This is a genomic window from Bradyrhizobium sp. USDA 4541, assembly GCF_024171085.1.
GTDB lineage: Bacteria > Pseudomonadota > Alphaproteobacteria > Rhizobiales > Xanthobacteraceae > Bradyrhizobium > Bradyrhizobium australafricanum.
The window spans coordinates 8,623,668-8,649,182 of the sequence record NZ_JALJZF010000001.1 but is presented as its reverse complement, the minus strand read 5'-3'; the positions used below and the strand labels follow the sequence as shown (position 1 = coordinate 8,649,182).

Below are 25,515 nucleotides of genomic sequence, written 5' to 3'. Positions count from 1 at the left end.
CAGGTGAATTGCGCCGCAAAGCGCCTGTGCGATGCAGGAAATCCTCAGAGCGGCAGAAAATGCGCCGCAAATGTCGATTGTGACACAACTATCCTGAATACATCGGAAATTTCAACAAAATCACCACACTGGACGTTCGAATGCCCCTTCAAACTGCTCGGCAGAACAGCCCTCAGTTGGCCGGCCTTGCTATCAAACATCTGAACAATGTACGCCGCCGCGACTTTCTGGCTGGGCATTCGCTGATTGACGGCCGCTGGTTTGCCGGCGAGCAAAGAGATGCCGTGGTCGATCCTGCGACTGGCGAAGAAATCGCCAACGCAGCGCGTTGCTCAAGCGCCGACATGAACCGAGCAATCGCCGCAGCTGAACGATCGTTTGCTGCCTGGCGGGGTCTGTTGCCGGCAAATCGGGCAACGATGCTCAGGTCCTGGGCATCATTGATGCTCGAGCATTCGGAAGAGCTCGCGATCCTGGCGACGAGCGAGCAGGGCAAGCCGCTAGCAGAAGCTCGCCAAGAAATTGCGTATGGTGCTGGATTTCTCGAGTGGTTTGCTGCGGAGGGGGAGCGCGCATACGGCGAGACGATCCCAAGCCACAAGGTTGGAAGTCTGCTTCATGTGCGAATGCAGCCAATCGGCGTTGCAGCCGCGATCACGCCGTGGAATTTTCCCATCGCGATGATTACGCGCAAGGCGGGGTGCGCGCTTGCGGCGGGTTGTCCGGTCATTGTGAAGCCTGCACCCGAGACGCCGCTCTCCGCCCTTGCCTTGGCGAGGTTGGCTGAAGAGGCGGGAGTCCCGCGCGGTGTGTTCCAAGTTGTAACTGGCCATCCGATCGAGCTTTCGACTCCGCTGTTGCGCGATACGCGAATCCGAGCGCTTTCGTTTACTGGGTCCACCGACGTTGGTCGTCTCTTGCTTGAGGGGGCGGCCGACACGATCAAGAAAGTGTCGCTGGAACTGGGAGGACATGCGCCTTTCATCGTTTTTGATGACGTTGACCTTGAGAAAGCCATCAAAGGAGCGATGGCCGCAAAATTCGCCACCTCAGGTCAGGACTGCCTGGCAGCCAATCGCATCTATGTTCAAGCCGACATCTATGATGCCTTCGTTGAGGCGTTTGCAGCGGCTATTGCTGACCTCAACGTCGGTCACGGCTTGCAGCCCGGGGTGGACATCGGGCCGATGACCAAATTGGCGGTCGCCAACAAATGCAGGACCCACATCGATGATGCTGTGAAGAAGGGGGCGCGAGCATTTGCCGGGCATCGAGGCGCCAATTTGGGTCCGAACTTCGTCGCTGCGACACTACTCACTGGTGTCACCGATGACATGCTTATTGCGCGCGAGGAAACCTTCGGGCCGGTGGCTGCCGTGCTTTCGTTCGATTCTGAGGAAGAGGTCATTGCCCGAGCTAATGCCAGTGAGATGGGGCTGGCTGGGTACGTGTACACGGACAATCTACGTCGAGCGTTCCGACTTTCGGAGCAAATTGAGTGCGGCATGCTTGGTGTCAATACAGCCTCGTTCACGGGGCCGCCTATTCCGTTCGGCGGATGGAAGCAGTCTGGGCTCGGTCGTGAGGGCTCGCGACACGGTTTAGCCGAGTATATGGAGCTTAAATACGTCTGCTTCGGCGATTTGATAGCTTAGGAGAATAGAAGTGCTCGACGTCAAAACCATCGCCGAACGAGATCGCTCAACGGTCTTGCATCCATTCACGCAGCTCAAGGATTTCGCCCAAGGCAAGATTGGTGATCCAACGATCGTCACGGGCGGCGAAGGCATCCGCATCCAAGATGCCGAAGGCCGCAGCTACATTGACGGCTTTGCTGGTCTGTACTGCGTGAACATCGGATACGGTCGGACCGAGGTGGCTGAAGCCATCGCGCGGCAGGCTTACAATCTCGCGTACTACCACACCTATGCCGCCCATACGACCGAAGAGCTGGCCACCCTATCTGATCGTCTGGTGCGAATAGCACCGGGTAAACCAAGCAAAGTGTTCTTCGGTTTGTCCGGATCGGACGCCAATGAAACGCAGGCCAAGCTCGTTTGGTACTATAACAATCTCCGTGGGCAGCCCAACAAGAAGAAAATCATCTCACGCGAGCGCGGTTACCATGGCTGCTCGGTCATATCCGGTTCGATGACCGGCATGTCGTTCTACCATGATCATATGGACCTTCCCGTTCGCGGAATCTTGCACACAGGCACACCGCATCATTATTGGGGCGCCGAGCCTGGCGAGACGGAGGAGGCCTTCTCGCGCCGGCGCGCAGCTGAGCTCGAACAGCTGATCCTGCGGGAAGGACCGGAAACGATTGGCGCATTCATTGCTGAGCCGGTGCTCGGTACGGGGGGAATTACGCCGCCGCCTGCCGGATACTGGCGCGAAATTCAGGCTGTGCTCAGGCGGTATGACGTCCTTCTGATTGCCGATGAGGTGATCTGTGGATTTGGTCGAACTGGTGCGGACTTCGGCAGCACACTTTACGAGATCGAGCCCGACCTGGTGACTGTCGCGAAAGGCCTGACTTCCGGTTATGTGCCGCTCTCGGGTGCCATCGTTGGAGAAAAAGTCTACGCCGTCATGGAGGAAGCGGCCGATCGGGTCGGGGCGTTTTCGCATGGATACACCTATTCGGGCCATCCGATCGCGGCCGCCGCTGCAAATGCGGTCCTGGATATCGTTGAGAAGGAACGACTAAGCGACCGCGCCAGAACCGTCGGAGCGCATTTGCAGCGGCGATTGAAGGAACGGTTTGCTCAGTTGGAGATCGTCGGCGAGGTGAGAGGTGTGGGCCTGCTGGGGGCGGTCGAGTTCGTTGCCGACCGTCAGACCAAGCGTCGATTTGATCCAGAGCTCAGGGTCGGAGCTCGCATTTCGAAAGCTGCCCGTGATCGGGGACTCATTGCTCGCGCAATGCCGCACGGAGACATTCTCGGATTCGCGCCGCCTCTTGTTGTCTCCGAAGCTGAGATCGATGAGATCGTCGAACTCGCATACGGAGCAACCAAGCAAGTGCTCGATGAGCTTTCAAAAACATCGCTCAACCAGTGAGCGTGAACTCCGATACCTGCGCTTGCCAACCTGAGAATATCGGCCCCTTCGAGAACGATCGAGCCTGAGAGCAAGATCCGCACAGCGTGAAGGCGGCTTTCCGAAAGATCATGCGCAAAGCTAAAGCGCGATGACGATACAACCCCAATCTCATCGCGCTTTAGAGGCGCAGCCTGTCGCAACGCCAAGGCCTGGCCTAACGCGGTGATGTGTGTCTCTGTCGCAGAACGGAGGCAATGACCTTCAACGCGGCCAAGGGGAGCCGGAAGCCGGCGTCGAGCTTCGGTTGCTTGCTAATCGAACAAAAGCGGAACACTCGAGATGAGCTGGCCGCCGGTGCGTGACGGGAATGGCCAAGCTTTTGTTAGATGTCGAGGGCGCGCCTCGCAGTTTGTGTTGCATTCCCACCAGCTCGCCAGAATAGTTGCCATTTGCGGCGGCAGGTGCGCCATCTGCGGTTGTGTTTTCCTGACGGAAGCAAGTGATTGTTAATGGCTTTGAAAAAACCCAAGCAGGAAGCGAGGTTCGGGCCGACCAAGTCGGGAGAGTTGTTAATCCTGCAAACTTATCGAAAGAAGCCGCGCAGAAGTTCGAAAGGGCTCTAAAGGCGATCATAAGCCGAGTTAGATACACTGGCAGTGCCTATCATCGCGCCGTTGGATCAAGGGCTGGCCCCATCGCGCGGCGCGCCGGTCTAACCAGCAAGTGCCCTCCGAACTGGACAAACGCTACAGCGACCGAGGCGCTTAGGCGTGCTATAAGCGAGGCGAAGGTGTCTTGCTATTGGGAGGGCGCCGGGTTCCCGCGTTATGTCTGATATTTGGACGGCGACGTTCTCTATGAGGCTAGGCTGACTAATCGCGAGAACGGAGAGTATCACGCGTACCCCTTGGAAGATCGATCGCAATGGCCGAAGAACTTTCGATAGAGCCGGATAGCTTCGGCATTGATGTGCAATGGCCATCTGATCCAGAGGCCGGTGGCAATCCGCAATTGGACGCCTCGCTCAGTCGCTTCGAGATGAAAGTCGGTGCGAGCGCGATAACCGCGTACTTGACCGACCTGGGGACGAAGAACACGTACCTGACTGTTCCCGCATACTATCTCGTCGAATGGCTGGCCCAGAACTGGTGGGCGTTCTTGTATGAACCAAAAAAGCTAGATCGCAGCGACGCAGATAGCGAATTTCGCTCCCGGCACTGGTTCGGCTTTCCGAGGCACGGGATAGCCCTGCCTGACGTTATGTTTGTCCCTTCCGGCGAAACAATCGAGATCGTCGCTCGGCAGGCCTATTTGAGATTTGCGCAGCTCAGTTTCACTGGAGCCTGCGTGTCGACGGTTAGAACCACTGACGTAAAGGCGGAGCTGCACAAATTTATAAATGCCGTACTCGATCACATGAAGCAGAAAGGGGTGCGCTCCTCGGAGGCTCACCAAGCCTGGCAAAAGGTGACTGAGACGTCAGCGGAGCAAGAAGAGTACTGCCGACTAATAGGATCGATGGGGCTTTCCCCTTATGTTGAACATCCCGAAATCGATGCAGCTCTAGAGAGAGTCTCGGACACAATTTCTCAATCTGCTTTGGTGGATCTCTGTGAGGCCACTACTCTTGGAAACTTCAAGAGGGCTGCCGAATTCACTGGCCGTATCGCTGAAGCACTTCGAGGCAGTGGCTCATTTGATGTGACCGCGCTCACCCGACTGGCCAAACCAAAGGATAATGTCACGCGGGCCTACGAGTGGGGTTACAATGCTGCAGCGCAAGTACGAAACGCTCTCGGCATTGCGCATGATAGTCCAGAAGGCAGAAAAGAATTCTTCAAGAAGCTTGGATTTGATCCGAGCCAAGCTGCCGACCTGGGCAATCCTGTTTCAACAATATTTCCGATACAGGGGGCAGTTGGGCGCGCCAAGAGCGAGTTCAAACTTGCCTTGTCGTCCGGAACCGACAAGGAATTCTCCGCAGCACGCGGATCATTTTTGGCGTGGGTTAGCGATGACGAGAGTTCGCGCTTGGTAACGACGTCACGGACCCGTCAGCAGCAAGCTAGCCGAGCGTTCGGGGCCGAATTGCTTGCTCCTGCAAGCTACCTCGAAAAGCGTCTGGGCAAAGAAAAGGACGTCTCGACCTTTTTGCTCGACAAGGTTTCGGGAGAAATCGGGGTGGCCTCTACGATCGTGCGACTTCAAGCGCAGAACCATGGATACCGGCTACTTGAAGCCGCCTAGATGAGGCTCTCCAGGTTGGACCCATGGCTCTCAAGCGGATGGACAACTAGCATCGTCGTTGAGGACCTCGAAGGGGAAGATTGATTTCTTTCGCGAGCTCGGCCTTGAGCTCGAAGAGCGGGCCACGATCGAAGGTGATGGGCCGGACGTATCACTGGCCTGGGCGATCAGCGCGCCGAAATTGCCAGCGCACGTCGGATGGCCACGGCCGGCTCGAGCTATCCCTTGTTCTCGCGCAATCTGCTGTCGCGGAGCACCGCATCGCTCCGGTTAACGCCGGTGGCTATCTCCGCGTCATGTTTGCCGTTAAGACATCGACGAGACCGGCAATGACAACTGGCGATTCAAGAGCCGCGATGACGATCACGCAACCCGCGCTCGTCTCGTCTCCGCAATCCCGGCCAGCTCCGACGAGACGAGCGCTACCGCCAAACCCCGCCGCACGAAGGGGGCAAATTTGAACGCCGATTGACACGGCCGGTAAGTACGCATCCGGCCAGCACCCCGGGCAGTCGCGCCGGTCTGCCGCGGCGCCTCAGGCAGCAGCCGCTTTGGACTGTTGGGTCGCCTTCCAATTCCACGGGAGCAGGTCGGCGACTCTGTTGACGGGGTGATCTGGAAGCCTGGCCAACACGTCAGCGAGCCAGGCTTGCGGATCAACGTCGTTCATCTTGCAGGTTTCGATCAGGGTATAGACAGCGGCGGCACGATTGCCGCCAGCATCTGAACCGGCGAAGGTCCAATTTCGTCTTCCGACAGCCACACCGCGTAACGCTCGTTCGGCAGCGTTGTTCGAGAGGCAGATGCGGCCGTCGTCCAGGAAGCGGGTGAACGCGGCCCAGCGGTTGAGCAGGTAGTTGATCGCCTTTGCAGTATCGTTGCCTGATGAGAGCAACGTTCTCTGCTGGCGCATCCAGATTTCGAGATCGGCGACGATCGACCTCGACTTATCACGACGTACCGCAAGTCGCTGTTCCGGCGTTTTGCCGTTGATGGTCCGCTCGATCTCGAACAGGATATCGATGCGTCGCACGGCCTCGCTGGCAATCGGCGCCTCTCCAGATTTCGCCAGCTCGAAGAACTTTCTGCGGCCGTGGCTCCAACAGGCCGCTTCAAGGATCGGAGCCGGCTTCCTTTGGGCCTTGTAGAGCTGGTTATATCCATCAAAGGCATCGGCCTGCATCAGGCCCACATAGCCGGCAAGATGGTTTTGCGGATGCTCTCCAGCCCGGTTGCGTGAGTAGTAGAACAGGGCCGCAGGCGGATCCGAGCCGCCAAACGGCCGGTCATCGCGAACATAGGTCCAGATCCGACCGGTCACCGTCTTAAGCTTGGCCAGTACCGGCACCGTCGTATCGTCGGCGTGGATGCGTTCCGCGCTCATGACGTGGATCCGGATGGCCTCAATAATGGGATCGAGTGCTACCACGCAGGCGCCGACCCGATCCGCCAGGGTCGAGACGTCGATCTCGATCCCTTCGCGAGCATAGGTCTTGCTCTGTCGGTTCAACGGCTGATGCAGCAGGAACTTGTTGACCAGAACCATCGCCAGCAGGCTCGGCCCGGCAAAGCCTCGCGGGATCGGATGGGAGGGCGCCGGAGCCTCTGTGATCGCTTCGCAATCTCGGCAGGAGAACTTTTCGCGGACATGCTCGATAATCTTCCAGCGCCGCGGCTCGCATTCCAGGGTCTTCGATACCACCTCGCCGAGCTTGTGCAGTCGCTCGCTGCCGCACTTGCCGCATACGCAAGGCGCGGGTTCGACGACACGTTCGATGGGCAGATTGTCCGGCAGCGGATGTCGCGGCGGCCGCGGATCTTGCGCGCGCTTCTCCTTAGCGGCCCCTGGCGCGGCGATCTCCGCCTTGGTTTCCTGCTCGGCCTGGGTCTCTTCAAGATCCTCGATGGCGAGTTCGAGCTGCTCGACCAGCAGCTTGCCGCGCTCAGAAGATTGCCCGTACTGTTCGCGCCGTGCCTTGGCCAGCATCAGCTTCAGCCGCTCGATTTCCAGCCGGCCGACCGTCACCTCGCTCTTCGCCAGCGTCAGCTGCTCGCGTTGCGCAAGGATCATCGCGTGCGCAGCGGCAAGATCGGCGGGAAGCGGATCGGAGGGCATCGTCACGATGACCAACCAACCATAATCGCCGCAAAAAATCCCGCTGGATTCCTGCCGTGAGTCAAAGAGCCACAGCTTAACCGGAAGCCTGCGGACGCCAAGTTGCCTGCGGCATTCGCCAGTCGATGCCGGACAGGAGATAAGAGAGCTGCGCAACGCTGATCGTCACAACGCCGTCCGCCATTGACGGCCACAAAAAGCGGCCGCGCTCCAGCCGCTTCGTGAACAGACATGCGCCCTGGCCATCATGCCAAATGATCTTGATCAGGTCGCCGCGGCGGCCCCTAAAAACGTAAAGATCGCCAGCGTGTGGATCCCGCTTCAAGCTCTCCTGAACCAGACGCGCAAGGCTCGGGAAGCCTCGGCGCATATCGGTATGGCCGGTCGCAAGCCACACCCGTACATTACCCGGTATGGCGATCATCGGCGCTCAAGCACCTCGAGGACCCGCGCCAGTGCCTCCGGGTCGACGTGCGCATCCACCCGGATGCGTCGCCGGTTGCCAAGATCAATCTCGATCAATCCAGTACGCGCGGACGCTACGGAGCGCACCCGACCGTCACCCGCAGGCAAAAGCTTCGCAGTTTCCTCCACCTCCGTAGCGACGACCTGCACCGGCGCAAAAGATGGTACAACCTGCTCTGATGTCCGTGCTTGTCGACGCCAGGTAAACACCAGGCTGGCCGCGACTCCGTTGCGGCGCGCAACCTCAGTCACCTTCGCGCCCGGCACCAACGTCTCCTCGACAATCCGTGCCTTGTCGTCCTGCGACCAGCGCCGCCGCCGCTCCAGCCCGCCCAAAACCTCGACCCGCATCGCCTGATGACCTTAAAGCTAGACTTAAGGCTACACGCTTCGCGAATTACCTCGCGTCACGCAAGACGGCGCCCGTCGGATGCGTACGCCGGTAATGCAGGTCGGCAGCTCCTGCGGCCCCCAGAGAGGTTAACGGTCTCTGAGATCGGCAGCCGCCAGCATTGTGTCCTACCGCAGAACAACGTCGAAGGCGAAATTCGCGCCATAGCTATGGCGCGAAAGCCTTTCGTTCGGCACAGGATTGAACTTGGACGCGCCGAGTCGTCGGGCGCGTCCATCAGCCGTACGCAGTGCGGCGGAGGCGAGCCGGCCTGCATCCGCGCCACCGGCCGGCTCGCCAGCAAATTTTTACACCAGTTGCTTATCACGGGGAATGAATGGGTCGATGGGGTCGCACCCACAACCGGGAGGATCCCACGGCCACTCACAATGCCCGCCCGCAGCAGCACAGGCTTCTTCGAAGGTCAGTTCGGTCACCTCACAAGCTGACAGATTCATGCTTTTTCCTTTCGACACTACGACGGGTCGGCAACTGCTGCCCGCCAGCCCACGGGCTTCAAGTTCTGTGCCAGCCGAGTAGGAAAAGCAGCAATAAGAGCGCGTGTTGTTCGGAGACTTAAGTGAAGTATACGGCAGACGGCTAGAACATTATGTCGAGGATGCGACCATGGTCGCGAACACAACAAGCGGGAAGACGGCGCTGAGCATCCGGATTATGCGAGCCCGCTAGCCGAGAACTGCTGAAGCGAAATTCCCTCCGCGAGGCCCGCGAGATTGTGGCTGACGCGGCGAGGCTCGAACCTGCGGAAGCGGCTGCAAGACCCGAACTTTACGACTTGGCTACGCGCCAATGAGAGGATGCAACATCGTGGTTTTGGCGGCCGGCCGCGCTAAGCCACGCCCCGGACCGCGATCTCAATCGGCCCGAAGCTGCGGTCGGCGATCGCGGCCGGCGCCGTGCGGATGACGTAATTCGGGCGGCCCTCCCTCATGGCGGGCTCTTTTGCAGCGTTCGTACCGCGGGCGCGCAATGACCACATCGAGGTCTGTGCGGATCAATTCTTCAATGCATTCCCGCTGGCTCCGCACCGCTGTCTCCGCGGCCGTTGGCACGAATATTGATTTTCTGTTTGCGTGAGGCGGCAGAGGTTGTCGGCCAGCTTCACGCCGGACCTTCTCGTATGGAAAGGAAGCTAAGTTGAGGACCGATATGTCGGCCTATCGCGTAGCCGAGCTGACCACCGAACAAGCATCTGCAACTTCGGGAGGATCGATATCGTTGGGAGCATTCGTTGGAATTGTGGGACTAGCAGGAATAGCAGCTGCAGTTATAGCGGAGGTAATGCTCGGCTTTAGGTCTCGATAGAGGACCGCTGCAGAAAGCCCCGTTCCAGTCGGCGCCGGCGTGCTTCCATGCTTCACTGTCTCGGACGAGAGTCGACGTCGAATTTGTTCGCGTCCGAGATACGACGATATTGTCCGCAGCTCGGCTGCCGATCGCTGCTTCTCCTCGAATATCCAACGGTGCCGAGCGCCTATCGAGACAACTTCTAACGGGGAAATCTTCGACATAGGCGTACGGTCAGTCTTAGGCTTATGTCTTCAACTCCTCCGCGCAACGCGCAAGGCGACCTTTGCCGGAGCGATACCATAGAAATCATCTATGAACTCGAAGCTGCCCGGGCCAAGCTCGAAGCGTGGCGCGCGCGTCCGCGTGAGCAAGGAAAACGCGCCCCTGCGCGGCGCGTGCATGGGCGCCACTAGCCTTGGGCCAATCCGCATCGCTGGGATCGGTCATGCCATCCAACGCAGTCGCTGCATTGAAGCGACGGTCAAGCCAAGCGGATCGGGCGCCGAGCTGAGTCCGTCGTCGACGCGGCCGTAGAACCGAGCTGGATTGCACAAAAGCTGCAAATCCTCCCACCCGCGCGCAGAATTTGGAAGTTGAGAGGGCCTACATCGGCGAACCTCGACTTCGGTACCTAGGTAACGTTTTCGTCAGACATCGAGGGGGGCCTCGAAGTTCGTTCCGTCAAGCTCCGTCCGTCGCAGTGAACGCAGCGCGGCGGGCCCTTGGGCCACGGGACCCATTTTCCAACTTGGAGGGTTCATCGATGAAACTGACGACGAGTGTTGTCCTCTGTTCTGCCACGCTGTTCGCGGGCGCCGGCGCGCAGGCAGCCGATCTACCTGTGAAGGCCAAAGCGATCGAATATGTGAAGATTTGCTCCCTATACGGACCAGGTTTTTACTACATTCCCGGCACTGATACTTGCATCAAGCTCGGCGGTTATCTGCGCGTCCAAGCGGGCTTGGCCACGAACGCCGTTTATGACGCGGCCAATAGCGGCGTAGCCGGTGCGCAAAATCGCCTCCGCAATTACTACAGCACTGCCTCGCGTGAAGATCTGTCGATCGACACGCGTACCCAGACAGAGTACGGCGTGGTCCGTACGTTCTTTGACGGCGTATTCAACTGGAACGCGGGGAGCTATGCCGGCGCCGGTACCACTGCCTCGAATGGTTCGACTGCCTATAGTGGCGCGAGCGTCGCTGGCGGCACGCTCGGTGTTTACTACGCGTTCATCCAATTCGCTGGGTTCACGTTTGGCAAGGCGCAGTCGCAATTCTCAGCGCCCTGGGCGAACTATCCGGGTAACAATTTCGACGGCCTGCCAGGTGGCGGCGGCTGGGATCCGGTCAACCAGTTCACCTATACCGCTGACTTCGGCCAGGGCATCACCGCCTCCTTCTCAGCTCAGGATCAAGTTCAGCACGACACAACCAACATCTGGAATGTGAGTGCAGCCACGCCCGCGGGCCTTGCAACTGGTGCGTATGGTGGCAACGACATCGCCGGCACGGCAGCTCCTGATCTGATTGCTATGCTTCGCGTTGACCAGGCTTGGGGCCTGTTCCAGGCGGCGGTCGCAGCGCACGACAATCACGCCGCCTACTACGGCGCCGATGAAACGAGTGGCCATCCGGCCGACAAATGGGGCTGGGCGGGTCAGCTGGCATTGTCGATCAAAAACATCCCGACCGGTCCGGGCGACACAATCAACTTGACAGGCGTCTATACCAAGGGCGGGAGCCGTTACAATTTCCAGGACTATACGTCGAGCACCTTCGCAATGTACGGCGGCAGCGGCCTTGCCGGCGCTTACCAGAGCGTCGGGCTTGCAGGTCTTTCCGATTCTGTGTTTGTCGCGGGCTCCGGACAGGAGTTGACCACGACCTACGGTTTCCGCGGCGGCTACACCCATAATTGGGATCCGCGCTGGGCCACCAGCCTCTACGGTGCCTGGGCTGCGGTGCGATACAACAGCACAGCCAAAAGCTACATCTGCGGCGCTTTCGTAACAACACTTGCGCTGTCGACCGGGGCTGCCGGTTGCAACCCCGATTTCAACTATGCGGTTGTCGGTTTGATGACTGGCTGGACACCGGTTAAGAACCTGACGTTCTCGGCCGATCTCGCTTACACGATGCTGGATCAGAAGTATGCGAGCGGAAGCACGGTGACGCTGCCAGCGCAGCCAGGTATAGCCAAGCCAGGCGCTACCTATGAACTGAAGGACCAGAACAGCCTCACGCTCTTGCTACGCGCTCAGCGCAACTGGTGAGTTCTAAATCAACCAGAGGAAAGGAGAGAACGGAACGGCTCTGTTGATCCAAGTGTGACCTCCAAGAAGGCCTCCGGCATGCCCGCTGGGGGCCTTTTTAGAACTCGTATTGAGTTTTCCGAGAATAGATCAATTGGATGGCAGTGCGGCCATGGAATTGGATGGCCGTACGGCGGGCGCGGAGGGGCGATGTTGCCATGGGCGTAAAAGTTGGCACATTCGATCGCTGAGGAGCGGGACCCAAGACCAAACAAAACCAACTGATCTCAGCATGAAGGAACTCACCATGAGGCCTTGGATTATATCGGGCGCTCTTCCGATCGGCACAGTGGCATCCTGGCGGTTCCTCTCCTGGCCACTCAGGGTAGCCGCCGGTTTGAGCAGGACCTTAGGGTCGAACAGGCGCTTCTTTTGGCCGCCATCAATGAATGCGTCCCAGTTCAAGAGCTTTCACGCACACAAGCCGAGCCGCGCAGGCACAATGAAACATCCCGAGCAAAAGGGAAGAGGGCTCGAATCGATAGAAGAACTAGTTATCAGCGCAGCTCCGGGGAAGGGCAGACATTTAATTTTATGCCGCTGGACGGACTCCATCATCAATTTACGTGGCGGCAAACGGCCATCGAAATCGGTTACTGGGTTGTGCGCATAACAGCGGACGAGCAGGACAGGCTCTTTGCCTCAAGCGCAGCTAACGTAGAACGTCGAGGAGGCGAGGGCCAGCGGCCTCTTTCGCAAATTGCGCCGAGTGGAGCCAGAGAAGAGAGATAACAGGCAGGCCGGATTTAGCTATAAAGAGTTCGTGGACGGAGAGCACTATGGACAAAGATTCAGAAAGCGGTCGCCATTCAGACCAGCCGGGTGTCGGCTACGATTTCGTCGGTTCGATTGCAACCAACGTTGCGGACGGCTTCACACTGGTCGCGGTCGGTGATCTCATCGTGACGAGGGCGCTCACCAAGAGCCAGGATTGCGAATTCGGCGCCATCGTCGACATTCTTCATGGCGCTGATGTGACGTTTGGCAATATGGAAACCAACATCTTCGATATTCGATCCTTCAAGGGAAGTCCGCAAGCTGAGTACGGCGGCGCCTATCACGTGAGCCTTCCGGAGGTCGGACCTGACTTGAAGGCGATGGGGTTCAATATCGTAAGCCTCGCCAACAACCATTCGTTTGACTGGGGCGTCGAAGGGATGCGCGAGACAAGCCGGGCGCTCGATCGATGTGGTATCGTCCATGCCGGAGCGGGCGAAAATCTTGCACAAGCCGCCGCTGCTCGCTTCCTGGAGACCGCACGTGGACGCGTGGCGCTGGTGTCGTCCGCTTCAACCTTCACGCCGCTCTCTCGTGCGGCCGATCCTGCCGGCGAGGCGCCAGGCCGAGCCGGGCTCAACAGCCTTCGTTTGGCGCGAAGCATCGTTGTTCCGCGGGAAATGCTCGAGAGCTTGCGGCAAATCCGCGATGCGCTGCCCGGCCTCAGGCCGGACCGTGATGATCCGGATCGCCTCGTGCTCGCCGGCACGGCATACAAGGCTGGCGACAGGGCCTGCTACAGCTATGAAGCAGATCAGGGCGATGTCGCCGGCATTCTTCGAAATGTTCGCCAGGGCAAGCAGTTTGCCGATTTTTGCATTGTCACGAACCACGGTCACGAGCCCGGCAATTGGAGCAACGAGCCGCCCGATTACGAACAGTCATTTGCCCACAGGCTCATCGATGCCGGCGCCGACGCCTATATCGGGCATGGGCCGCACCAGCTGCGCGGCATCGAGATCTACAAGGGGAAGCCGATCTTTTACAGCCTCGGCAACTTCATCATGGATGATCTTCGCACGCCAATAGGCGCGGATATGTTTGCCGCTCAGGGCAAGGACCCGCGCCTCGACACCGACGCCGAAGTGACGGCAGCCGAGATGGGTGGAGGATACGAGACAGATCCGGGATTTTCGGATCCCATCTTCTATGAGAGCGTTGTCACCGTCAGTCGATTTGAGCAGAACCAGCTTGCCGACTTGCGGCTTATTCCGATCGAGCTTGGTCACGCGAAGAGACTTGCGAACCGGGGCGTCCCGCGCCTGGCCTCTGCTCTGCAAGCAAAAGTCATTCTTGAGCGCCTACAGGCGCTCTCGCAGCCATTTGGGACCGAGATCGCCATCGAGAACGAGGTCGGCGTTATCAGGCTGCGGCCCAAGTCGTCCCGATGATACGATTGGCCGGCGCGAATCCTGGCATCAGAAGGAGATCTCCCTCAACGACATAACCTAATGCCGGGCGCTATTCGAATCTGCGAGCGACATCATGTTGATGAGTGTTGCTTGACCATGCTGCATTCTGCCGAGACCTCTCTAGCTTACTGACGTCAGGTACGAATCCGGAGCTCGACCGCCATCCGTCGCTCGTCAATCGGCATTTGCGCCGAATCCTGGAGGTGCAGCGGTGTGGTTGTCACGTATCAGCCTTGGCAAGATCCACCATCATGCCGCCACGAATTACGATCGACGATCTGCGGCTCATGACGGAGTTGTTCCCTCCTCCTGGTTTCATGCGAATGGGGGGCCGACGCGCTCAGCATGTCGGCGGGATTGACAGTGGCCAAGGTATTAAGGGCAACCGAGATAAGCGATTCACCACCCTAAGCCTCTGAATCATCAGCTGCACGGCGATCTAGGCCATGGACGCGGTCGCATTTCGCGACGGGCGCCCGCTCCGGAGGCGCTCCCGTGGACTTGCCCAGCGTCAGCTCGGTGAGCAGGAACGACATCGGCGGCCACAAGCGGCGAGGAGCAGAGCGTTGGGTTTGAACCGGCTTCTCTCAGCTTCATGGAGACGATCTCCTTGTGATGGATTTCTGCACGAAAGCAAAAGAATGAGCCGAACGTATGCGCAGCGCGTCGAACTTGGCCGATTTTCGTCGCCGCGCCAGGTTACCTACTCAAATGGCGGTTGGTTGGCCGAACGGCAAGAAGAGAACCTCGGAGCGACGATGCGCTGCAATAGCTTTCTTTCGGAGACCGAGCGCAACGCGGTGATCGAACTGCGCCATGCTATGCATCGCGAGCCTGAGCTCTCCAACGCAGAGTGGAAGACACAAGCACGCATTCGCGACATGCTCCGACGCTTCGGCCTTGCGGACGCTAAGGTCTTTCACAATACCGGGCTCTATGTCGACATCGAAGGTACTGCTTCCGGCCCAAAGCGATCCATCGCGGTGCGTGGCGACATCGACGCGTTGCCAATCCAGGAGACGCGGCAGGATTTGTCCTACTGTTCTCGAGTCGATGGCGTTATGCATGCGTGCGGCCACGACATCCACGCGTCGATCGCGCTCGGCACTGCTCTAGCCTTCCATCGGCTGCGTGGCAATTTTGCCGGCAGGTTGCGCGTGTTCTTCCAGCCGGCTGAGGAAGCCGAGCCATTGGGTGGACGCACCGTAGCAGCGGAGAGGCTCTTGGACGGCTTCGATCGGGCGGTCGGCTTTCACGTCAATCCTGAGAGTCCGGCCGGCGTATTCGATGCGTGCGAGGGCGCGATCACCAAATCCGCCGACCAGTTCAAGCTCACTTTCAGCGGCAAGATGGCGCATGGCGCTGCTCCGCATCAGGGTGTTGACGCGATCGCCATCGCGGCTGCCTTTGTCAATGAAGTTCAGAAAGTGGTATCGCGCGAAATGCCAGCTGATGATGGCGCGATTCTCACAATTGGCACCATCCATGGTGGTAATGCGACAAATATCATCTGTCCTTCCGTCGCGCTGGAGGGGACCGTCAGGACGGGCAGTCCGGAACGGCGGGGGCTGCTATGCCAACGTGTGCGCGAAGTCGCCGAAGCCGTTGCCCTGATGCACCGCGGCCGCGCTGAATGCGATATCCAAGCTGGCGAGCCAGCCGTCTTCAATGACGCCGAAATGGTAAGACGCTTCAGACAGGTCGTTCAAGAGACGGTTGGCGCGGAACGCCTCACCAGCAAGAAGCGGGTAGGAGGCAGTGACGACTTCGGGTTCTACTCGGCATCCGTTCCGTCGATCTATTTCTGGTTTGGCAGCCGTGCGCCGGGCAATGATTCGCATTTGCATACGCCGACATTTGCAGCCTCTGATGACCTCATCATTCCGACCACGGAGCTCGCAATCAGATACATCCTGGATCTGTTGAACTCGCGAATCGGCCCCCCGTTCGCGAACGCTACACCAGCAGCATAGCCTATCGCCAAAACAGGCTCTGCTCGTAGAGGAGGCTTCCTGCGTCTATGGCGCCAACGATCTGGGTTGATGTTAGCAGGTGGCGCTGCGTCAAGTTGATCGCCTGCGTCATCATTAACTAGGCGGCGTCCCCCGCAACGCTGTTCCTCGGTCACTAGCGCAGCTTGATTTCACGCGGTTCCCTGTGACGTGGGTTAAGCGATGCGCGTTGAGCGTTGTCGCCTCGGCATGGCCAGATGAATTCATTCCGCATAGAGAAGTTTGATCATGTATTTCTGGGCGTACACGAGCGATTCCTTGGTTGTTCCGTTGGTGTATTCCAGGCCGATCGATGAGTACGGATTGAGCCTGTACTTGAGTGTCGCTTGGTAGAAGTTCACATCCATTCCCGAATTGAAATCGTGGAAGTACTTTGCTGTGGCGATGAAGCTGAAGCGATTTAGCAGCCAATCCGGGACGTCCGCGCTCGGGAGAAAGTTAAAAGTCAGCCTTGCTGTCGCGCCAGCCCATTCGTAATTGGTTTTTGAAAGTCCCGTCACACCTGGAATGTCGACTTGTCGGATGTCAGCCTCGCCTCGAAGCTGCACGAACCAGCCGAGATAAGGATCGGTCTTCAGATAACCCCCAAGATGGTAGCGGAGATCGTAGGCGTCCCAATAACCGTTGAAACCATAAGCGCGTGCCTCGCCGCGGAAATCGGACTGGTAGTAAGGGGCGAAGGTAAAGACCTGACGCAAGGGAAAGTCGCCGAACAAGCTTAATCCTCTGGATAATTCGAACTGGGTTTCCACGCCGATCTTTGCCGAGCTTTGCTCGTTCTTTGATCGGGGAGACGTAAAGTCGCCGTCAGCTGCGACGAAGGGGACGACGGCCCAGCCGGAGATGAAGGGAACGTATTCGATGGGTGTTGGCGGGCATAGGTCGCGGAACAGGACGTAGGAGACCTGTCCTTGAACTGCAAGGGTACGGGTTTTCGCTATACGATCGTCTGTGTAGGACACCGACGCGCCTTGCGCGTCTGCAGCCGTTGGGGCGGTGTACAGGAAATTGTCGAGGCTGTCGGCTCTGATGAAGAGGCGCTGATCCTGATTGCAGAAGGAAACCTTCTGCACGTCTTCGGCAGGCTTGTCAGGCCCGGAGGGATAAAGCTTTTCGGCGCCGCGTTCGAACGCGCCTCCCTGCTTGTGCGTCAGCGCGTTGAGGCGCTTCGCGATCGCGCCCTTTTCTCTTTCGAGTAGCGCATTTCGCTTCTTCAGCTCTTCCACGCTGGCGTGGTCGACGTCGAAACCCTCAGCATGTACCGCTGAAGTGGGTAGAGCCGTGCAGATGAGGAAAGTGGAAGCCAGGGCCGCCCGAATCCGTGTCATGATTCGATGCTCCAGCCGTTATCCTCATACCAAGCGAAGACCAAGTCGCCCAGTTCGGCAAGGGTTTCCTTGTCCATGACTTCGCCCTTCTGAAGCACGAGGCCATCGCTTTTGAACGACGGGTAGGACATCAGTACCAACGCGATATCCCAGGCGTTGGCGTCTCCGCCAAGTAGCTTGGAAATCTGCATTGCCGTCTTGATGGGCGGCTTGAGGCCGAGCGCAGCCACGATCCTGGCCACGATTGTGGTGTCCTTGATGACCTTGTTACTGAGACGATCCGCGTGAAGCGCGAGAGCTTGTTTGAAGCGTTCCCCTGAAGCTAGCCCCGGTTTCGGGCTCGCCTTTGCTTTCTTCATTTCGATGTCCTCCATCCCCTGGCAGCTTGCATTCCGGTCGAGCAGGCCGGAACTAGGGGAGTCCCCAGATTGCTCGGGGGACTCCTCGGCCCTAGTTAGGGAAATCCAGCATTCTTCGGCGGCTGAGTTTCAGAGCAGCTGTACGAGGCGGAGGTGTAGGGCTGAGGTCAGACCAGGTGTCGGTCGTGCTGGAGTGGAGCGGGATCGCGCATGGAGGTGCTGCTCAAACGTTCAAGCCCCTCCTTACCGTTGGAGACCGTGAAGCAGTAGCGGCAAGCAATCTGCCGTACCTGGCCTGGCTGATTCCGGATCGGAACTTATGGGCACCTTGGCCGATGTATCCGCCGCTGCCGACACGCCCGTTTACATTGCGGCGCGTATTGGCGGCCGTTAGCGCCGCCGCGATTATTAGATGCCGTAATGGGCCCTGCTCCGAGCAAGGAGCGATGACGTTGGCCGTCCCCCGATAGATGATGAAACGGGGTCGCGACTTGAGTCGGCCCCAAGCATCTGGAGACGGAGGACAGCCGTGGAGAACTATGCCGGAATTGACGTGTCATTGGAACTGTCGAGCGTATACGTTGTGGATGCCCAAGGCAAAATCCTATAGGAAGCGAAGGTCGCGAGCGAACCCGACGCCTCGGTTGAAGTTTTCGAAACGCTTGGCTTTGCAGTGAAGCGGATGCCGCTGTCGCAGTGGCTGCATGCGGGGCTGAAAAGAGCAGAGTTTGAGACGGTTCTGATCGAAACGCGGCATGTGAAGGCCGCATTGTCTGCGATGACGCGGAGACTGATCGCAAGGGTGCGCGCGGGATCGCTCAGTTGATCCGGATGGGATAGTTCCAGCCGGTACATGCCAAGTCGGTCGGTGCGCAGGAGATCCAGGCCCTCCTGATCGCACGCAAACAGCTTCTCGGGCGGCTGATCGACGTGGAGTGAGTACCGCGGGATTTTGCGTGGGCCTGAATGTTGGCCGGGTGACGCGGAAGAATTTCGAAGCGCAGATCCGAGAGTTAGTTGCGGGTCAAGCGACATTGGAGCGCATTGCCACAGCGATGCTTTCGGCACGATGCCTTGAAGGCAGAGTACGGTAGGCTACATAAGGCTGTGCTGGCAATTGTGCGTCACGATGCGGTTTGTCGCCGGCTCATGACGGTGCCGGGCGCTGGTCCCCTGCTGGCTGTTACCTGCAAATCGGTAATTGATGATCCTCATCGCATCGTAAAATCGAAGACGGCAGGCGCGCTGTTCGGGCTCGCGCCAAAGAAATATCAATCAGAAGAAAAGGACGTCACGGGCGGAATCACATGGCCGGAGACGATAGTGCGCATGGTGTTGTATGAGGCTGCCAACGTTCTGTTATCGCGCATCACGCGGTTCTCAAAATTCAAGCGCTTGGGGATAGACGTCGCCAAGCGGCGAGGTTCGAAGCGCGCAAAAGTCGCTCTGGCCGTAAGCTGGCAGTGATCCTGCATCGGATCTGGGTCGACGGCAACTTACCGTGGACCGAAGCGGGGCCGATCGCGGCATAGAAGAGGTGGAGGTGGGCTGAACTGAAGCCCAGTGCCCGAAGTCCCGTCGCCGGACGGTGGATCTGGTGAGGTCGTTACACGGCCAGTGATCGTCATCTGACGGAACCACGCGTATCTAAATAGGCTCACCGTTCCCTCTGACAGCATGAGTGGCGGCCAGGCGTTGACCACGGATGAGCTCGGCGGCGTGGCGCTTACTCGGGAGGCTTGACATCATCGGGCCCATAACAGAAGCCCGTGTACATATAAACTCGGCTGCCCGATGTGAGTGGTGACCACGTCCGCTTTGCTCCTATAGCAGCGCAATATGTCGCGATGGGCCAGAGGCGATTTCCGACCGGTTCGCGGCTATCAACGTTAACGCGGCATGACCTTGGCATCGCTGCCGCCAAAGTTCACAGAAAAAGCAGATGTATCCGTAGAATGACGTGTACCGGTGGCTGTCTTTAATTGGAATATTATTGGAGGAAGAAAATGATATGTCTGTTCCAAAGAATTGGTCTTTGGATCAAATGTAGAATCGAATCCAAGCTGCGAGTATGGCTCGAACATATTGACCAGGCAGTCCGGCTTTTTGCCGAGGGCTTTCATTATCGTTAAGAAGCTTGTTTCACTGCCAAATGTCCGCAGCTCCTCAGAGCACTTTGCGCCTAGTGGGACCCGGACATCTAGCTTGAGAATCTTAGCTTCACCCGCGTTGAGGTTAATAGGTGTTTCCAGCGGATCCGAAGCAACTGTATAGTTGGTATATTCTCCGTAATTAATGAAATTATATGCTGTAGCATCGATTATTGCCGTGTTAGCGGAGCTCAAGTTTGAGATAAGGAGCTTGTATTTGACTGTGATGAGAACACCGCCTCGGTTATTCTGAACTATTCTGGATTTAAAATCTGGGTTCTCTATACTCGCTGTGAAGATGATATTTTGCTTGGCCTGCTCGGCCTGCTTCAAATATGTTGCTGCCGCCAGCGCAACTGAGATCACAACGCCAATAGAATTAACGGTCGCATGAAGATCGACTTTGAACATGGACAATTCCTGAAAAGTGAGCAGCCTAACGAAGTTTCTGCCAGCGTCATAGAGAGAGTATTTGGGCTGTTCGCCTTACTTCACTTCGCGTGGCGGCTTGACGAGCAAAATTTACGCTCTATGACGTCCGACTTGCTGGCGTCTTGTCTGAAATCCGGATCAATGCCGCTTGCGGACCGTAGCTATGACGCCGACTGGATGAGAGCTTGTCATAAAAAAGGCACGTGAGCCAATATCCCGCCGAAAGCAATCGCAGCGATCCGATCTGCTTCATTCCGTATCTCTACCGTGCTCGCGGCCAGACCGAGAGGTTCTTCAACAGGATCAAACAGTGTCGCCGGCTACGACAGGCTCGCCGCTGACTACCTCGCCTTCGTCCAATTCGCATCTATCCGGCTATGGCTGGCGGTCCGCGTCCTAGCTCATGAGATCGCAAGCGGCGAAACATGTTCGAGCTGACGTGCAGTGGCTTCGATCTGACGACCGGTTCCTCCAACAACAAGCCAAAGGCAGCCGGTCAGGAAGTTGTTGGCAAAAATGTCGTCAGCTACCTGCGCGCCGCTGTCCGGCTCAGGAAATGAATGACGGTTCGATAAAGGGCAAGCGCGGCAATTCGCTTGGTCGCTTGAGAAAGTCGTGGCTTGGCCGTGGGTTTAGAAGGCCAAGCATGCTCGCGCAAACCTAGGAACCTTCCGAGTAGGTCGAATCGGCGTCCCCTGCTTTCCTTCCCTGGCCGGAGGATGGACAGACCGATGATCGAGGCATTTTCGCTTGCGACCGCCCATCTCTATCAGGACGCCTTGGCTTCACAGGCAAGGCTTCGATACGAAGTCTTCGTAAAACAGCGCGGTTTGGATCATTCATCGTTCGACGAACTTGAATTCGATGAATTCGACACACCCTCAGCTCTCTACCTGGTCTGGAGAGACGAGGAGCGGCGGGTCCGCGGCATGGCGAGACTGCTTCGCACCGACCGACCTTACATGCTGGCGGGATACTGGCCGTTTCTCGTGAAAGCAGGTGCCCTGCCGAACAGCTCCGAGATCTGGGAGGTGACAAGGGTTTGTGTTGATCGGACACTGACACCCCTGGTGCGCAGGACGGTGTTTCCCGAGTTGTTGAGTGCGATCGCTGAATTTTTTCAAGCAAACGGTTTTGCGGGCATGGTCGGCGTGACGCGTCAACATCTATTATCCCATTTCATCCGGGAGGGGATCGAGTGGCTCGGCGAGCAAGCGCTTATCGAAGGCGAGATCGAACGAGCCTTCTTCGTTCCCACCGCCCATATTCGGCCGAACTATTTTTGCCGCAAATACGGCATCCCTAGCTCTATCCTGAAGGAACATCCACCCACACCATTCCGGAGAGCTGCATGACTTTGGAGAATCCAGAGGACGAAACCGCTCCGGCCAAGATTGCGCGGCGGATGGCCGATGCTGTGACCTATTTGAGTTCGGTAGCTGACCGGACAGGGCTGTCGAAGATCGCAGATGACCTCCGCGCCGTGCGTTGCAGTTTGATGAAAGAAACCGAGCAAGCCGATGTTGAGGGCGCGGGCCTCCCAGCGGGCGAACTCTGCCGAGAGGACGAGGCGCCGCTCAGAAAGGCCGGAAAATGAATTATCTTGCTGATTTCGCGGGCTCGGAATCCGAAGTTCGTTACTACTGTCGACAGATCCCGAACCTCTTCGCGACGGCAAGGGGGGCCTGCCTCTGGGATGCGGAAGGAACGGAATTTATCGACTTTCTGGCAGGATGCGGGTCGTTGAACTACGGCCATAACCATCCGAAGATCAAAGCGGCGTTGCAGGATTATCTCCAAGCTGATGGTATCGGCTGTGCGCTCGATCTTCATACCGGCGCCAAACTGGCTTTCATCCGCGCTTTTCGCGACCTCATCTTGTCGCCCCGTGGCATGAACTACCGCATGCAGTTCACCGGCCCAACCGGCGCCAATGCGGTGGAGGCCGCTCTCAAATTGGCGCGCAAGCACACCGGACGGACGAACGTCGTAGCCTTCACGAACGCGTTCCACGGCATGTCGTTGGGAGCGCTGTCGGCGACCGGTTCGAACCGAGCGCGCGAGGGTCTGCAGGGATGTTTGGACGGGGTGGTGCGGCTTCCCTTCGACGGCTATCACGGGGCAGGCCAATCGGATCTGGAAAGGTTCGCGGCGATGGCCGAAGATCCGTCGGGTGGAATAGATCCTGTTGCGGCCATTATCGTGGAGACAGTCCAAGGAGAGGGGGGCTTGAACGTCGCCTCGAGAGATTGGCTTCGTCACCTTCGCGATGTTGCCAGGCGTATCGGGGCGCTGCTGATCGTCGACGACATACAGGCCGGCTGCGGACGGAGCGGCCGCTTTTTCAGCTTCGAGGATGCTGGGATAGCGCCCGACATGGTATGCCTCGCAAAATCGATCAGCGGTGGTGGCTTACCGATGTCGCTGCTGCTGATCAATCCCTCGATCGATACCTGGCGTCCAGGCGAACACAACGGCACGTTCCGCGGCAACAATCTGGCATTCGTCACCGCGCGGGCTGCGCTCGAGCTTTGGTCGGATTCCGACTTCATCGCCGGAATAGCTGTTCGCTCGACAATGCTCGATCGGTGGCTGACGGAGGTGTGCGTCCGCTATCCGCACACCATAACAAATAAGAAGGGACTGGGTATGATGGTCGGGTTCGAGTGCTCTTCTCCTGAGCTTGCTCGTGCCATTTCGCAAGAGGCGTTCAAACGGCACCTTGTGCTGGAGGTATGCGGCCCTCGCGACGAGGTCGTCAAAATCTTGGCGCCTTTGAATATCGAGCTTTCCCTTTTCCGAGAGGGGTTGGCTCGGTTGGCAGCCGCGCTCGACGTCGTAGCGCTTGAGCAAGCTAACCGCGCCGACTTGGCTGCATGAGCCTACAGCGCGATCACTCCGGTCTGAATTGCCATCACTACAGCCGTAATCCGGTTACAGGCTCCCAATTTTCTGATCGCATTCGACAAATGAAATTCGACGGTCTTTTCGGAGGTCGCGATGATCTCGCCGATCTCCCAGTTCGTCTTTCCCTCCTTGCACCAGCGCAAGCACTCGATCTCCCGCCCTGTGAGATGCGGAGCGCGCCGCTCGGGTTTTGCCTGCAGTTCTCCTAATTTGAGCCGATACTGCACGGCTAGGCCATAAATTCGTCCGAGCGCATGGGGGTTCGGCTTCCGCTCATCCCTCAAGCTCAGACTGATCAGATCGACATCCGCGCCAGGTCCGTGCAGCGGAATCGTGACGCCTGAATGGACGCCGAGTTCCTTGCATTCCTCCAAGAAAATCTTCTGCTTGCGGTCCAAATTTGTCCGCGCGCAAAGATCGTCCCAGCTGAACGGACGCCTGGCGTGCTGGATCTGTTGCACGACGGGATCGATCCGATCCCATTGGCGTTCCCTGTAGGTGTCTAGATATCCCGTCGGGAACCGCTCCCAAGGGATCGACTCCAGGCGGTTGTTTCGCGCTTTCGCGAACACGGCATTCTGGTAGCCTTCCGCTTCGACGGCTTGCAGAAACAGCTCGAGCAGTTCGGTATCGGAAACAATCGAAATACTAGCAGCAATAAAATCATCTACATTGGCGACCATATGGCATCCCCTTAAACGCCCATGCTCCCCGATAGTTAATCTACATATTTCAAGAACCTTCCCATCCATCTATTGAACGCATCGGGTCTTTCCCAATGCGCCGCGTGTCCAGCGTTCATCAATATTGGTCTGCGCAACCAGAGGTGTCTATAGGTAAGTTTACGGACATGTTCGATTCGTACAAAAACGTCGCGCCGCCCTTGGATAATCGCAAGCGGCTTGGCGCATTTGGCGACGGACGCGATCTCGTCCTTCCCCTGTCCGGCCAGACCATTGCGAACCATCCAGTAGCGGGCTCTGCCGTCCGTTCGCTCGATCATTGCCGCAAAGCGGCTCCTTCGATTGAGAGGCTTGCCGAGCATGGCCGAACCGTAGGCCGAGACGTCTTCAGGCGTAAAGTCGCGCTTGCCCGCGAGGTCCATCACCGATGAGGAGAGAAAGCCGTCTGCGACGCCGGCCGGATTCAAGTGGATGGGCGGGGTTCCCGAAATCAGAAGCGAGCGGACGGCGCTCATACCAGACCACATCTCGATGCCGATGTGGCCGCCCAGGGACCACCCGATCACGTGGAAGCTGGAAATACCCAGGTTGTCCATCACTCCTTTTAGAGCCGCGGCATAGCCGGGAAAGCTGTAGGTTCTCTTAGGTGCGAGGGCGTCCGACGAATTGCCATGCCCGGGAAGGTCAGGGACGATGACGGTATGCCCGCGCCTCGCTAGATAAGCTTCCTGATGAAGGAAGATTTCCTTGCAGGAAGAATTCCCGTGGATCAGGAGGACGGCCGATCCCCGGCCTCGGTGAACCCGGACTGCCAACGCATTTCCGGCGAGACGAATCTTCATATCGAGCACGATGTTCTCCCGGCCTTGGCGAGTGCCAAACAGCATGATCACTGCAGAAGGCTGCGAATCCCTGTCTTTTTTCCATCATCTGTGGCCAGACAGCGCCCTTCAACAACCTAGGGAATCCCCCAGTCGCCGGGACATCCCGGCCGCTTTGAGTCGCCTGAGCTGCAGTGACTGGCTTTTGCATCGCAGGCGTGGTTTGGCCTCATGCGGCGTCACTGTTCATCGTGATTCGAATCCGCAAGACGCGCGTGCTTCAGAGCTATTCGGGGCGGGAAGAAACAGACGCTCGGAAACGGGCTGGATCAGCTTCTCGCGATGGAGCTGGCGGTCGGGTCGGATCCGCAAGGCTTCCGAGGAACGCCTGTTCATCCCTGGCATCTGCCCGGATTTTCCCAAGCGTCTCGGAAAGGCACCAAATCTGGACCCCGACGTCGCCTACGTCTGCCTTGCCGAAGCTCGCGATTCACTCGCACGTGGCCAGATGCGGCGAGGCCATGATCCAGGTAAGTCGGGGGCGGCCCTGATCCAGCATATTACCGAAACCGGGAAGGACAGCGGGTCGGGTGCACACGTCCTCGCGAAGCCGGACTTCTGAGCTCGGATAACTGCGGCTCGAACCGCGTGCGCAGCGGGCGTACTTGGACGCGCCAAGTCGTCGGGCGCGTTCCCTCAGCCGTACCGCAGTGCGCTTCAGTAAGACCCATGGAATCCATAA

Annotated in this window: 18 protein-coding genes and 4 pseudogenes; 14 read left to right on the top strand and 8 right to left on the bottom strand. The window is 58.2% G+C overall.

Features of this window, described 5'->3' with window-relative positions; genetic code table 11:
• Positions 1-176 precede the first annotated feature (176 nt).
• The 5 genes and pseudogenes from J2R80_RS40980 to J2R80_RS43600 all read left to right on the top strand — a co-directional run.
• Entirely contained in the window at positions 177-1,655 is a 1,479-nt protein-coding gene (locus J2R80_RS40980; protein ID WP_375162674.1) for an NAD-dependent succinate-semialdehyde dehydrogenase, read from the top strand.
• A gap of 10 nt (positions 1,656-1,665) precedes the next feature.
• Complete coding sequence (locus J2R80_RS40975) at positions 1,666-3,066, top strand: aminotransferase (protein ID WP_253640718.1); 1,401 nt, start codon at positions 1,666-1,668, stop codon at positions 3,064-3,066.
• A gap of 906 nt (positions 3,067-3,972) precedes the next feature.
• Positions 3,973-5,295: a hypothetical protein gene (locus J2R80_RS40970; RefSeq protein ID WP_253640717.1), complete on the top strand. Its 1,323-nt coding sequence runs from the start codon at positions 3,973-3,975 to the stop codon at positions 5,293-5,295.
• Between the two features lie 23 nt (positions 5,296-5,318).
• Positions 5,319-5,603: pseudogene (locus J2R80_RS40965) on the top strand (VOC family protein); the annotation flags it as partial.
• A gap of 2 nt (positions 5,604-5,605) precedes the next feature.
• Positions 5,606-5,767 (top strand): annotated as a pseudogene (locus J2R80_RS43600) (IS21-like element helper ATPase IstB); the annotation flags it as partial.
• Between the two features lie 63 nt (positions 5,768-5,830).
• Here J2R80_RS43600 and J2R80_RS40960 read toward each other — a convergent pair.
• The 3 genes from J2R80_RS40960 to J2R80_RS40950 form a co-directional block, all read right to left on the bottom strand.
• On the bottom strand, positions 5,831-7,411 hold the full coding sequence (locus J2R80_RS40960; protein ID WP_141343330.1) for an IS66 family transposase: 1,581 nt from the start codon (positions 7,409-7,411) through the stop codon (positions 5,831-5,833).
• A gap of 76 nt (positions 7,412-7,487) precedes the next feature.
• Positions 7,488-7,835, bottom strand: coding sequence for an IS66 family insertion sequence element accessory protein TnpB (gene tnpB, locus J2R80_RS40955; protein ID WP_050382259.1), 348 nt, complete (start codon positions 7,833-7,835; stop codon positions 7,488-7,490).
• Positions 7,832-8,227: a transposase gene (locus J2R80_RS40950; RefSeq protein WP_253589780.1), complete on the bottom strand. Its 396-nt coding sequence runs from the start codon at positions 8,225-8,227 to the stop codon at positions 7,832-7,834. The genes tnpB and J2R80_RS40950 overlap by 4 nt, the downstream gene beginning before the upstream one ends.
• A 2,114-nt stretch (positions 8,228-10,341) precedes the next feature.
• Here J2R80_RS40950 and J2R80_RS40945 point away from each other — a divergent pair.
• The 3 genes from J2R80_RS40945 (at position 10,342) to J2R80_RS40935 (ending at position 16,054) form a co-directional block, all read left to right on the top strand.
• Positions 10,342-11,853: a porin gene (locus tag J2R80_RS40945; RefSeq protein ID WP_253640716.1), complete on the top strand. Its 1,512-nt coding sequence runs from the start codon at positions 10,342-10,344 to the stop codon at positions 11,851-11,853.
• Positions 11,854-12,671: 818 nt separating this feature from the next.
• Positions 12,672-14,060: a CapA family protein gene (locus J2R80_RS40940; protein WP_253640715.1), complete on the top strand. Its 1,389-nt coding sequence runs from the start codon at positions 12,672-12,674 to the stop codon at positions 14,058-14,060.
• Between the two features lie 662 nt (positions 14,061-14,722).
• Positions 14,723-16,054 (top strand): M20 family metallopeptidase, encoded by a 1,332-nt coding sequence (locus J2R80_RS40935; protein ID WP_253640714.1) that lies wholly within the window; start codon positions 14,723-14,725, stop codon positions 16,052-16,054.
• 242 nt (positions 16,055-16,296) lie between these two features.
• On the opposite strand, the gene J2R80_RS40930 is transcribed toward J2R80_RS40935, so the two are convergent.
• Positions 16,297-17,421 (bottom strand): hypothetical protein, encoded by a 1,125-nt coding sequence (locus J2R80_RS40930; protein WP_253640713.1) that lies wholly within the window; start codon positions 17,419-17,421, stop codon positions 16,297-16,299.
• Positions 17,418-17,780 (bottom strand): hypothetical protein, encoded by a 363-nt coding sequence (locus J2R80_RS40925; RefSeq protein WP_253640712.1) that lies wholly within the window; start codon positions 17,778-17,780, stop codon positions 17,418-17,420. Before J2R80_RS40925 ends, J2R80_RS40930 begins: the two co-directional genes overlap by 4 nt.
• A gap of 529 nt (positions 17,781-18,309) precedes the next feature.
• On the opposite strand from J2R80_RS40925, the pseudogene J2R80_RS40920 reads away from it, so the two are divergent.
• Positions 18,310-19,312: pseudogene (locus J2R80_RS40920) on the top strand (IS110 family transposase).
• A gap of 357 nt (positions 19,313-19,669) precedes the next feature.
• Here J2R80_RS40920 and J2R80_RS40915 read toward each other — a convergent pair.
• Positions 19,670-20,341: a hypothetical protein gene (locus J2R80_RS40915; RefSeq protein ID WP_253640711.1), complete on the bottom strand. Its 672-nt coding sequence runs from the start codon at positions 20,339-20,341 to the stop codon at positions 19,670-19,672.
• A 135-nt stretch (positions 20,342-20,476) separates the two neighbouring features.
• Here J2R80_RS40915 and J2R80_RS40910 point away from each other — a divergent pair.
• The 5 genes and pseudogenes from J2R80_RS40910 to ectB form a co-directional block, all read left to right on the top strand.
• Positions 20,477-20,800 (top strand): annotated as a pseudogene (locus tag J2R80_RS40910) (hypothetical protein); the annotation flags it as partial.
• Positions 20,788-20,922 carry a hypothetical protein gene (locus tag J2R80_RS43385; RefSeq protein ID WP_256527902.1) on the top strand — a complete coding sequence of 45 codons (135 nt, stop codon included), beginning with the start codon at positions 20,788-20,790 and terminating at the stop codon, positions 20,920-20,922. The pseudogene J2R80_RS40910 and the gene J2R80_RS43385, both read left to right, overlap by 13 nt.
• Positions 20,923-21,093: 171 nt before the next feature.
• On the top strand, positions 21,094-21,717 hold the full coding sequence (locus tag J2R80_RS40905) for an acyl-homoserine-lactone synthase (RefSeq protein WP_253640710.1): 624 nt from the start codon (positions 21,094-21,096) through the stop codon (positions 21,715-21,717).
• Positions 21,714-21,959: a hypothetical protein gene (locus J2R80_RS40900; RefSeq protein ID WP_253640709.1), complete on the top strand. Its 246-nt coding sequence runs from the start codon at positions 21,714-21,716 to the stop codon at positions 21,957-21,959. Before J2R80_RS40905 ends, J2R80_RS40900 begins: the two co-directional genes overlap by 4 nt.
• Positions 21,956-23,242: a diaminobutyrate--2-oxoglutarate transaminase gene (ectB, locus tag J2R80_RS40895; RefSeq protein ID WP_253640708.1), complete on the top strand. Its 1,287-nt coding sequence runs from the start codon at positions 21,956-21,958 to the stop codon at positions 23,240-23,242. Before J2R80_RS40900 ends, ectB begins: the two co-directional genes overlap by 4 nt.
• 2 nt (positions 23,243-23,244) lie before the next feature.
• On the opposite strand, the gene J2R80_RS40890 is transcribed toward ectB, so the two are convergent.
• Both J2R80_RS40890 and J2R80_RS40885 read right to left on the bottom strand, forming a co-directional pair.
• Entirely contained in the window at positions 23,245-23,952 is a 708-nt protein-coding gene (locus J2R80_RS40890; RefSeq protein ID WP_253640707.1) for a LuxR family transcriptional regulator, read from the bottom strand.
• Positions 23,953-23,987: 35 nt separating this feature from the next.
• Entirely contained in the window at positions 23,988-24,794 is an 807-nt protein-coding gene (locus J2R80_RS40885) for an alpha/beta fold hydrolase (RefSeq protein ID WP_253641088.1), read from the bottom strand.
• Positions 24,795-25,515: the final 721 nt, after the last annotated feature.

Excerpts from the sequence above, each read along its gene's own strand:
- J2R80_RS40970 (WP_253640717.1), top strand. The coding sequence starts at position 3,973 with ATGGCCGAAGAACTTTCGATAGAGCCGGATAGCTTCGGCATTGATGTG.
- J2R80_RS40960 (WP_141343330.1), bottom strand. The coding sequence starts at position 7,411 with ATGCCCTCCGATCCGCTTCCCGCCGATCTTGCCGCTGCGCACGCGATG.
- tnpB (WP_050382259.1), bottom strand. The coding sequence starts at position 7,835 with ATGATCGCCATACCGGGTAATGTACGGGTGTGGCTTGCGACCGGCCAT.
- J2R80_RS40950 (WP_253589780.1), bottom strand. The coding sequence starts at position 8,227 with ATGCGGGTCGAGGTTTTGGGCGGGCTGGAGCGGCGGCGGCGCTGGTCG.
- J2R80_RS40945 (WP_253640716.1), top strand. The coding sequence starts at position 10,342 with ATGAAACTGACGACGAGTGTTGTCCTCTGTTCTGCCACGCTGTTCGCG.
- J2R80_RS40940 (WP_253640715.1), top strand. The coding sequence starts at position 12,672 with ATGGACAAAGATTCAGAAAGCGGTCGCCATTCAGACCAGCCGGGTGTC.
- J2R80_RS40935 (WP_253640714.1), top strand. The coding sequence starts at position 14,723 with ATGAGCCGAACGTATGCGCAGCGCGTCGAACTTGGCCGATTTTCGTCG.
- J2R80_RS40930 (WP_253640713.1), bottom strand. The coding sequence starts at position 17,421 with ATGACACGGATTCGGGCGGCCCTGGCTTCCACTTTCCTCATCTGCACG.
- J2R80_RS40925 (WP_253640712.1), bottom strand. The coding sequence starts at position 17,780 with ATGAAGAAAGCAAAGGCGAGCCCGAAACCGGGGCTAGCTTCAGGGGAA.
- J2R80_RS40915 (WP_253640711.1), bottom strand. The coding sequence starts at position 20,341 with ATGTTCAAAGTCGATCTTCATGCGACCGTTAATTCTATTGGCGTTGTG.
- J2R80_RS43385 (WP_256527902.1), top strand. The coding sequence starts at position 20,788 with ATGTTCGAGCTGACGTGCAGTGGCTTCGATCTGACGACCGGTTCCTCC.
- J2R80_RS40905 (WP_253640710.1), top strand. The coding sequence starts at position 21,094 with ATGATCGAGGCATTTTCGCTTGCGACCGCCCATCTCTATCAGGACGCC.
- J2R80_RS40900 (WP_253640709.1), top strand. The coding sequence starts at position 21,714 with ATGACTTTGGAGAATCCAGAGGACGAAACCGCTCCGGCCAAGATTGCG.
- ectB (WP_253640708.1), top strand. The coding sequence starts at position 21,956 with ATGAATTATCTTGCTGATTTCGCGGGCTCGGAATCCGAAGTTCGTTAC.
- J2R80_RS40890 (WP_253640707.1), bottom strand. The coding sequence starts at position 23,952 with ATGGTCGCCAATGTAGATGATTTTATTGCTGCTAGTATTTCGATTGTT.
- J2R80_RS40885 (WP_253641088.1), bottom strand. The coding sequence starts at position 24,794 with ATGAAGATTCGTCTCGCCGGAAATGCGTTGGCAGTCCGGGTTCACCGA.